Here is an 8,345-nt window from a genome sequence, read left to right as displayed (position 1 = left end):
CGCCCACCCCGACCCGAACAAGTGGAACGCGCTGGTGCGACGCCAGCCACACCACCACGCCCACACCCCCAACCAGCACCCGCACACCCCGCCACCAACACCAGAAACCACCACAAAAAACAACCAGTGGATCCAGGTCAGATTCCCTCAAGGAGTCCTTCACGGCGTGGCGAAGCCGTTCTGCCGCCAGCCTTCGTAGACGGCGATGGCGGCCGTGTTGGCCAGGTTCAGCGACCGGTTGTTCGGCAGCATCGGCAACCGCAGCCGATCAGTGACCTCCGGCGCCCGCTGAACCTCGTCCGGCAACCCGGCGGATTCCGGCCCGAACATCAGCACATCCCCAGGCGCATAAGAAACATCCGTATACAGCCGCGTCGCAGTAGCACTGAACGCATACACCTTCGCGGGCAGCAAAGCCTTCCACGCAGCAGCCAGGTCAGCATGCACATGGACCCGCGCGAGGTCGTGGTAATCGAGCCCGGCGCGGCGAAGCTGCTTGTCCTCCAAGGTGAACCCCAACGGCTCCACCAGATGCAGCTCGCACCCGGTGTTCGCGGCCAGCCGGATCGCGTTGCCGGTGTTGGGCGGGATTTCGGGGCAGTAGAACAACACTCGGAACATCACGCCGCCTCGGGAAGGTACTGCGCGTAGGCCGCTCGCACCTCGGACGGCGGTTCGGCCTTGCGGTAGCTCTCGGTGTCGACGAACACATACCGCAGCCGGATCTCGGTCGTCACCGTGCCGTCGCGGCGGACTTCCAGCTCGAACTGCATCGACGTGGTGCCAAGGTGCACGAGGTACACCGCGACCACCAGCTCGTCGTCGAAGCGGCACGGTGCGAAGTAGCGCAGGTTCGACTCGGCGACGACCACGTCGACCCCGGTGGCGAGCAGCGCGTCGTGCGATCCGAAAAGGGCTCTCTCCACCTCGAACGCCGCCATGTCCGCGTAGGCCAGGTAGTGCGCGTTGAAGACGATGCCCTGGGCATCGCATTCGTGGTAGCGCACGCGCAGGGGCATTTCGGCGAGAGGTCGGCGTTCGGTCACGCGACCAATCTAGCGATCAGCCATGGAGGGCGCGGTAGGTGTCGGCCGCGCCGCGATGCAGGGGAACTGGTTGCGTGCCGATGAGCGTCCGCACGTCCAGGAACTGTGTCCCGACCGCCTGTGCGGGCACGAGTTCGGCGGCCCGTTCGACCAGCACCCGGACAACCGCCGCGGCCACGTCGAACGGCAGGGTGGGGGAGCAGACCAGCAGGTTCGCGACGCCGATCGTCGGCAGGGATCCGACCCCGCGGTACGCCCCGGCGGGCACCTGCACCTGCTCGTACAACGGCCCGTAAGCCTTCCGCAGCTGGGGGAGCACCGACGTAAGCGGAAGCAGCGCGAGCGGCGTCGTGCGGTTGAGGTCGGCGAGCGCGGGCGTCGGGATCCCGCCGGACCACAGGAACGCGTCGATCCGGCGGTCGTGCAGCGCGGCGACCGCGTCGTTCAACGGCAGGTGCTGTGCTTGCACCGGGACGCCGTTCGCGGTGAAGACCCGTTCGCCCAGCTGAGCGGCACCGGACCGGCTCGCGCCGACTGAGATCGGGCGTCCGGCCAGCGAGCGGAGGTCGGTGAGGTGGTCTTCGGCGCGGACGACCAGCTGCAGGTAGTTCTCGTAGACGCGGCCGAGTGCTTGCAGCGGAACGGGTTTCCCGAACGGCGCGCCGCCGGAGACGGCGGATTGCGCGATGTCGGCAAGCACCAGCCCGAAATCCGCGGTGCCATCGCGGACCCGTTCGACGTTCTCGACACTCGCCTCGGTGCGCAGCGCACTGCAGTGCAGCCGCGGTTCGGCGCGCGACAGTTCCGCGGCCAGCACCTCGGCGAAGGCCAGATAGAAGCCGCCGGGTTCGCCGGATGCGATGGTGATCTGCCGGTCCGGGCCGCGGTAAGTGTCGGCGCAGGCAGCGAGCGTGAGGGCGAGGCCGCCGAGGATGGCGGCGCGGCGCGTGACGGTCATGGCGTCACCGCCGCGGGCAGTGTGATCCGGACTTGCAGGCCGTGCGGTTCGACCGCGCGCAGCTCCAGGATGCCGCCCCGGGCACGGGTTTGTTCCCGGGCGATGGCGAGGCCGAGGCCGGTCCCGCGCGGTGCGCCATCGCCACCGGCACGCCAGAACCGTTCGGTGGCGCGGGCGAGATCTTCCGGCGGGAGGCCGGGACCGTCGTCGGTGACGATCAGCGTGACAGTGTCCGAAGTGGACTCCCAAGCGGCGGTGATGGTCGCTCCGTGACCGGCGTGGTGGACGGCGTTGTCCAGCAGGACATCGAGAATCTGCGCGAGTTCGCCCTCCGGAGTGCGCACCAGCAGCGGCTCGGTGTGGCCTGCGCATGGCACGAGGGTCGCGCCCGCTTCATCTGCGGACAGCCGCCATGCGTCGACCCGTTCCGCCACGACTGCGGCCAGGTCAGCGGGCTCGTCGTCGGCCCGCGCGGCGAGCCGGGTTGCGGTGCTTTCCGCAGTCGCAAGAGCGAGCAGGCCGTCGAGAATTCGTTCCAGCCGTTCGACTTCCGCCACGGTGGCGTCGTAAGCCGGGCGGTTTTCGACCTCGGTGCCGAGCAGGTCGAGCCGGAGCCGCAGCGCGGCCATCGGATTGCGCAGCTGGTGCGAGGTATCAGCGACGAGCCGTTGCTGCTGGTTCGCCGACTCGACCACCGCGTCGGACATCCGGTTCACCGACGCGGCGAGCGACCGCAGTTCGCGCGGGCCGGATCGTTCGGGCACCTGCGCCCGGCGTCCGCCCGCCACCGCGAGTACGCCGGTTTCCAGCTCCACCAACGGCCGCACCATCCACCGCGACAACAACACCGCGAGCAACACGAACAGCGCCGCGACCACCATCGCGCCCGCCGCGATCGCGCTCCACGCCGCTCCGACATCGGCAGCCGCGGCAGTCACCGAAGCCCGCAGCAGGACCACTCCGGACACTCGCGTCCCGGTGCCGACCGGCCGAGCGAACAGCACTGGCGTGTCCGACCACGGCCGGATCCGCTTGACTGGCGCTTCCGGTTCGTTCCGCAGCGTCGCCTCGATGAGGCTGCGGGCAGCGGGATCACTGCTGGTCAACCCGCCGGTTTCGACGAGCGGCTGCCGTTGCGCGTCAACGATCAGCACGCCTTCGCTGTATAACGACGAATACTGCCGCGCGTCGGCGTTCAACGCGGTCGCGTCGCCGGAATCGACGGCCTGTTGCGCGAGCACCACGAAGCGGTCGACGTCGCTGCTGCGCGAAATCACCAACTGCTGGGTCCGCTGGTCGGCGGTCGCGGACAGCAACGGCACGGCGAACGCCGCCACGACGGCGAGCGCGAGCGTGACCAGGACAGCCAGCAGGCGGGTGCGCACCGATCAGCTCCGGCCGAGCCGGTAGCCGAAACCGCGGATCGTGGTGAGCAAGCCGGGCCGGTCGAGTTTCGCGCGCAGCTGCGTCATGTGGACGTCGAGCGAGCGCGAGACGGCGAGGTACGCGTCGCCCCACACCTCGTCCATCAGCTGCTGCCGGCTCACCGCGGTGCCGGGCCGTGCGGCGAGCACCGCCAGCACCGCGAACTCCTTGGTAGTCAGCCCGATGTCCCGTCCGCCGACCAGGACCCGGCGCGCGCCGAGGTCGATCTCGACGTCCTCGATGTGCACGACCGGGTCTTTCGGTGCCGGGGAGGAGTTGCTCGCCCGCCGCGCCACGGCGTCCATCCGGGCCAGCAATTCGGCCATCCGCACCGGTTTCGCCAGGTAGTCGTCCGCGCCGAAGCGCAGCGCACGGACGACCGAACGCTCGTCGTCGCGCGCGGTCAGCACGATCACCGGCACCGGCGAGACCTGGCGGATCTTGCGCAGCACGTCGAGGCCGTCGAGGTCCGGCAGGCCGAGGTCGAGCAGCAGCAGGTCCGCGTCCCGGTGCCGGGTGAGGGCGTCCGAGCCGCGCCCGACCGCGGTGACGGGGTGGCCGTGCGCGTGCAGCGTTTCGGCGAGCGCCCGGGCGACCCCGGTGTCGTCCTCGACGAGCAGCACGCGCACGGCCGTCCTCCTGGTCAGTCCTCGCCGCGTTCGAGAGCGGACGAACGCGAAGTTTCCCGCATTGTCGCGTACACGACGAGCGACACGAGGACGCAGCCCGCGACGTACCAGAAGAAGAGCGATTCGTGTCCCGCCTTCTTCAGCGCCTGGGCGATCAGCTCCGCGGTCCCGCCGAAGATCGCGACGGTGAGCGCGTAGGGCAGGCCCACGCCGATCGCGCGGATCCGCGTCGGGAACAGCTCGGCCTTCACGATCGCGTTGATCGAGGTGTAGCCGGTCACGATCACCAGCGCGCCGAGCAGCAGCAGGAACGCGAGGAACGGCTGGCTGGTGCGCGCCATCAGCGTCATGATCGGCACGGTCAGCAGGGTGCCCGCGATGCCGAAGAACATCAGCAGCTTCCGGCGGCCGATCTTGTCCGACAGCTTCCCGGCCAGCGGCTGCAGGATCGCGAAGACCAGCAGCGCGAGGAACATGATCACGGTGACCGTGCGCCGCGGGATGTGCGCGGTGTTCTCCAGGAACTTCTGCGTGTAGGTGGCGTAGGTGTAGAACGCGACCGTGCCGCCGAGCGTCAGGCCGACGACGAGCAGGATCTCCCGCGGGTACTTCACGAGCTGGCGCAGCGTGCCGCGTTCGTTCTCGTTCCCGGCGGCGTTTGCGGTGTTTTCCTTGACCCGCTGGTAGCTCTCCGACTCGTCCATCGACCGGCGCAGCGCCATCACGACCACCGCCGCGAGCGCGCCGACCACGAACGCGATCCGCCAGCCCCAGTCGCCCATCTGCTTGTCGGTGAGCACGCTCTGCAGGATCAGCTGCAGCCCCAGCGCGAGCAGCTGCCCGCCGACGAGCGTCACGTACTGGAAGCTGGAGTAGAAACCGCGCTTGCCGGGAGTGGCCACTTCGGACAGATACGTCGCCGAGGTGGAGTACTCGCCGCCGACCGAAAGTCCTTGCAGCAGCCGCGAAAACACCAGCAGGATCGGGGCCGCGATGCCGATCGTCGAGTAGCCCGGCGTCACCGCGATCAGCAGCGAACCGCACGCCATCATCGAAACCGATGCCACGAGCGCGGACCGGCGTCCGTAGCGGTCGGCGAAACGGCCGAGCAGCCAGCCGCCGAGCGGGCGCATGAGGAATCCGACCGCGAACACCGCCGCGGTGTTGAGGAACTGCGCCGTGGCGTCGCCGCCGGGGAAGAACGCCTTCGCGAAGTAGACGGTGAACGCCGAATAGGCGTACCAGTCGTACCACTCGACGAGATTTCCGATCGAGCCGCGCAGCACGTTGCCGACCACGCGCCGCTCGTCCCGCGCCGAGCCGGCGTCCTGGATCCGGGTAGTCATCCTTGACCTCCTGTGTCGCGACTCACGGTGACCAACCGGGCGGTAACCATCAAGGTCGGGACGGGGTTCCTTACCGTCGCTTAGGACGGGAGTGCCGGGTGCGCCGCCGGTCAGCGCAGCCGATAGCCTCAGGCGGGCGCAACCGCGAAGACGACGAGGAGAACGCAGTGGGACGGTCGGTCTTGGTCACCGGCGGCAACCGAGGCATCGGGCTGGCGATCGCCCGCGACCTTGCCGAGCAGGGCCACCAGGTCGCGGTCACGCACCGCGGGTCCGGCGCGCCGGAGGGGCTCTTCGGCGTGCAGGCCGACGTCACCGACGCCGAGCAGGTGGACGCCGCGTTCAAGCTCGTGGAGGAACACCAGGGGCCGGTCGAGGTCCTGGTGTCCAACGCCGGGCTCACCGACGACACCCTGCTCATGCGGATGTCGGAGGAGCAGTTCGAGCGCGTGCTCAACGCGAACCTCACCGGGGCGTTCCGCGTCGCCAAGCGGGCCTCGCGCGGCATGCTGCGCGCGCGCTGGGGCCGGTTCGTGTTCATCTCGTCCGTGGTGGGTCTTTCCGGCTCGGCCGGGCAGGCGAACTACGCGGCTTCGAAGGCCGGTCTGGTCGGCTTCGCGCGTTCGCTCGCGCGGGAGCTGGGCTCGCGCAACATCACCGCGAACGTGATCGCGCCCGGCTTCGTGCACACCGACATGACCGACGCGCTGAGCGAGGACCGGCGCAAGGAGATCCTCGCCAACGTCCCGTCCGGCCGCTACGCCGAACCGGCCGAGATCGCCGCGGCCGTCCGGTACCTGTCCTCGGACGAGGCGGGCTACGTCAACGGCGCGGTGCTGCCCGTCGACGGCGGCCTCGGCCTCGGCCACTGATTCTTTCCTTCCCCGACTCGAAACCCACGACCTGGAGGACGCGTTGCCCGGACTGCTCGAAGGCAAGCGGCTGCTGATCACCGGCGTCATCACCGACGCCTCGCTCGCGTTCCACGCGGCCCGCATCGCCCAGCAGGAGGGCGCGAAGGTCGTGCTCACCGGCTTCGGGCGGATGTCGCTGGTGGAGCGCATCGCCAAGCGGCTGCCCGAGCCCGCCCCGGTGCTCGAACTGGACGTCACGAACCAAGAGCACCTCGACTCGCTCGCCGACCGCGTGCGCGAGCACGTCGACGGCCTCGACGGCGTGCTGCACTCGATCGGCTTCGCGCCGCAGAGCTGCCTCGGCGCGCCGTTCCTGGACGCCCCCAGCGACGACGTGAAGGTCGCGGTGGACGTCTCGGCGTTCTCGTTCAAGTCGCTCGCGGTCGCGACGCTGCCGCTGCTCGGCTCCGGCGCCTCGATCGTCGGCATGGACTTCGACGCGCGCGTCGCGTGGCCGGTCTACAACTGGATGGGCGTCGCGAAGGCCGCGCTGGAGTCGGTGAACCGGTACCTGGCCAAGGAACTCGGCCCGCGGGGCATCCGGGTCAACCTGGTCAGCGCGGGCCCGATGAAGACGATGGCCGCGAAGTCGATCCCCGGCTTCGGCGAACTCGAAGCCGGCTGGGGCGACCGTGCGCCGCTCGGCTGGGACTCCGCGGACCCGGAGCCGACCGCCAAGACGGTGTGCGCCGTGCTGTCCGACTGGCTGCCTGCTACCACCGGTTCGATGATCATGGTCGACGGCGGAGTGCACGCGCTCGGGATCTGATCGTCTGGTTGTGGAACGGCCCCGCGGGAATGCTCCCGCGGGGCCGTTTTCTTTTACGCCGTCACCAGTTGCGGGGTGGTGTCGCGTTGGTGCAGGCGCAGCGCGAACGTGAGTGCCGCCAGCGCGAGTGCTCCTAGCGCGACGCTCACCCAGGCCACGCTGGAAAAGCCCATTCCTGCGCTGATCGTCGTGCCGCCGAGCCATGGGCCGACGGTGTTGCCTACGTTGAACGCGGACGTTGTGCTCGCGCCCACGAGGGTGGAAGTGCCACCCGCTGCCGCGTAGGCCCGGACGTTGAGCGCTGGGTTCGCTGCGAATCCGGCGGCGCCGAGGACGAGCACTGCGGCCACCGCGACGACGGCGTTGGTCGCGAAGGCGAGTGTGACGAGGGCGGCGACGGCGATGCCGAGGCTGCCGTAGAGCGTCGCGAACGGGTACTTGTCAGCGAGTTTGCCACCGGCGAAAATTCCGATCACCGCACCGCCGCCGAACAGTGCGAGCACTACTGGCACGCCGGATTCGGGCAGTCCTGCGACGGAGACGAGCAGGGGGGCGAGGTAGCTGAACGTTGCGAACACCATCGCTTGCAGGAGGGCGATCACGCCGAGTGCTAGCCATAGGCGGCTGCGGCGGAATACGCGTAGTTCTTCGGCGATCTGCGGTGCTTCGGGTTGCTTGGTGGTGTGTGGAACTGACAGCAGAACGGCGAAGGCGGCGACGACGGTCAGTGCGGCTACTGCCCAGAATGCGCTTCGCCAGCCTGCGTGTTGTCCGAGGAGTGTGCCTGCCGGGACGCCTACGACGTTCGCGACTGTTAGGCCGCCGACCAGTACTGCTAGCGCTTGCCCGCGGCGGGCTTCTGGTACGAGGTTGACGGTGGTCGCGGCGGCTACTGCCCAGAATCCGGCGCAGGCGACGGCGCTGATGATGCGGGTGGCGAAGAGGAGGCCGTAGCCGTCGGACACTGCGCCTATGACGTGGGAGGCGCTGAATACGACGAGGAGTCCGAGCAGGGTGGTTCGTCGGGGGAGTCGGATTGTGCCGATTGCCAGGAGTGGTGCGCCTACGACCATGCCGACGGCGAAGGCGGAGATCAGCAGGCCTGCGTCCGGGATGGTGACTCCGAGGTCGGCGGCCATTCCGGGGAGCAGGCCGGTGATCATGAACTCGGAGGTGCCCAGCGCGAAGATGCTGAGCCCGAGCACGAAGACGGCTGGGGGCACGGGGGTCTCGCTTTCTGAAACCGGCGGTACAAAAT

Annotated in this window: 9 protein-coding genes; 2 read left to right on the top strand and 7 right to left on the bottom strand. The window is 69.2% G+C overall.

The window, feature by feature from the left end:
* Nucleotides 1-159 precede the first annotated feature (159 nt).
* The 6 genes from D0D37_RS44890 to D0D37_RS44865 are packed head-to-tail and all read right to left on the bottom strand — an operon-like array spanning nucleotide 160 to nucleotide 5,404.
* The gene (locus D0D37_RS44890; RefSeq protein ID WP_116206660.1) at nucleotides 160-621 is read right to left on the bottom strand and encodes a tRNA (cytidine(34)-2'-O)-methyltransferase; all 462 of its coding nucleotides are present in this window, start codon (nucleotides 619-621) and stop codon (nucleotides 160-162) included.
* The gene (locus D0D37_RS44885) at nucleotides 621-1,046 is read right to left on the bottom strand and encodes an acyl-CoA thioesterase (RefSeq protein WP_116206659.1); all 426 of its coding nucleotides are present in this window, start codon (nucleotides 1,044-1,046) and stop codon (nucleotides 621-623) included. Before D0D37_RS44885 ends, D0D37_RS44890 begins: the two co-directional genes overlap by 1 nt.
* Nucleotides 1,047-1,062: 16 nt before the next feature.
* On the bottom strand, nucleotides 1,063-2,004 hold the full coding sequence (locus tag D0D37_RS44880; RefSeq protein WP_116206658.1) for a TAXI family TRAP transporter solute-binding subunit: 942 nt from the start codon (nucleotides 2,002-2,004) through the stop codon (nucleotides 1,063-1,065).
* Complete coding sequence (locus D0D37_RS44875) at nucleotides 2,001-3,389, bottom strand: sensor histidine kinase (RefSeq protein ID WP_116206657.1); 1,389 nt, start codon at nucleotides 3,387-3,389, stop codon at nucleotides 2,001-2,003. Before D0D37_RS44875 ends, D0D37_RS44880 begins: the two co-directional genes overlap by 4 nt.
* Before the next feature lie 3 nt (nucleotides 3,390-3,392).
* Entirely contained in the window at nucleotides 3,393-4,058 is a 666-nt protein-coding gene (locus D0D37_RS44870; protein WP_116206656.1) for a response regulator transcription factor, read from the bottom strand.
* Between the two features lie 14 nt (nucleotides 4,059-4,072).
* Nucleotides 4,073-5,404, bottom strand: a complete 1,332-nt coding sequence (locus tag D0D37_RS44865) for an MFS transporter (protein WP_116206655.1) — start codon at nucleotides 5,402-5,404, stop codon at nucleotides 4,073-4,075.
* 167 nt (nucleotides 5,405-5,571) lie between these two features.
* Between D0D37_RS44865 and fabG the strand changes: the two genes are divergently transcribed.
* Together fabG and fabI are read left to right on the top strand one after the other, a co-directional pair.
* Entirely contained in the window at nucleotides 5,572-6,276 is a 705-nt protein-coding gene (gene fabG, locus D0D37_RS44860; protein WP_116206654.1) for a beta-ketoacyl-ACP reductase, read from the top strand.
* Between the two features lie 43 nt (nucleotides 6,277-6,319).
* Nucleotides 6,320-7,087, top strand: coding sequence for an enoyl-ACP reductase FabI (gene fabI / locus D0D37_RS44855; protein ID WP_116206653.1), 768 nt, complete (start codon nucleotides 6,320-6,322; stop codon nucleotides 7,085-7,087).
* Between the two features lie 53 nt (nucleotides 7,088-7,140).
* Here fabI and D0D37_RS44850 read toward each other — a convergent pair whose 3' ends face one another.
* Nucleotides 7,141-8,310, bottom strand: coding sequence for a Cmx/CmrA family chloramphenicol efflux MFS transporter (locus D0D37_RS44850; protein WP_116206652.1), 1,170 nt, complete (start codon nucleotides 8,308-8,310; stop codon nucleotides 7,141-7,143).
* Between the last annotated feature and the right edge of the window lie 35 nt (nucleotides 8,311-8,345).

This window comes from Amycolatopsis circi, from assembly GCF_003385235.1.
In the GTDB taxonomy this organism is placed as follows: domain Bacteria; phylum Actinomycetota; class Actinomycetes; order Mycobacteriales; family Pseudonocardiaceae; genus Amycolatopsis; species Amycolatopsis circi.
The sequence above is the reverse complement of the archived record's forward strand: the minus strand, read 5'-3'. Positions and strand labels throughout refer to the sequence as shown.

Excerpts from the sequence above, each read along its gene's own strand:
- D0D37_RS44890 (WP_116206660.1), bottom strand. The coding sequence starts at position 621 with ATGTTCCGAGTGTTGTTCTACTGCCCCGAAATCCCGCCCAACACCGGC.
- D0D37_RS44865 (WP_116206655.1), bottom strand. The coding sequence starts at position 5,404 with ATGACTACCCGGATCCAGGACGCCGGCTCGGCGCGGGACGAGCGGCGC.
- D0D37_RS44880 (WP_116206658.1), bottom strand. The coding sequence starts at position 2,004 with ATGACCGTCACGCGCCGCGCCGCCATCCTCGGCGGCCTCGCCCTCACG.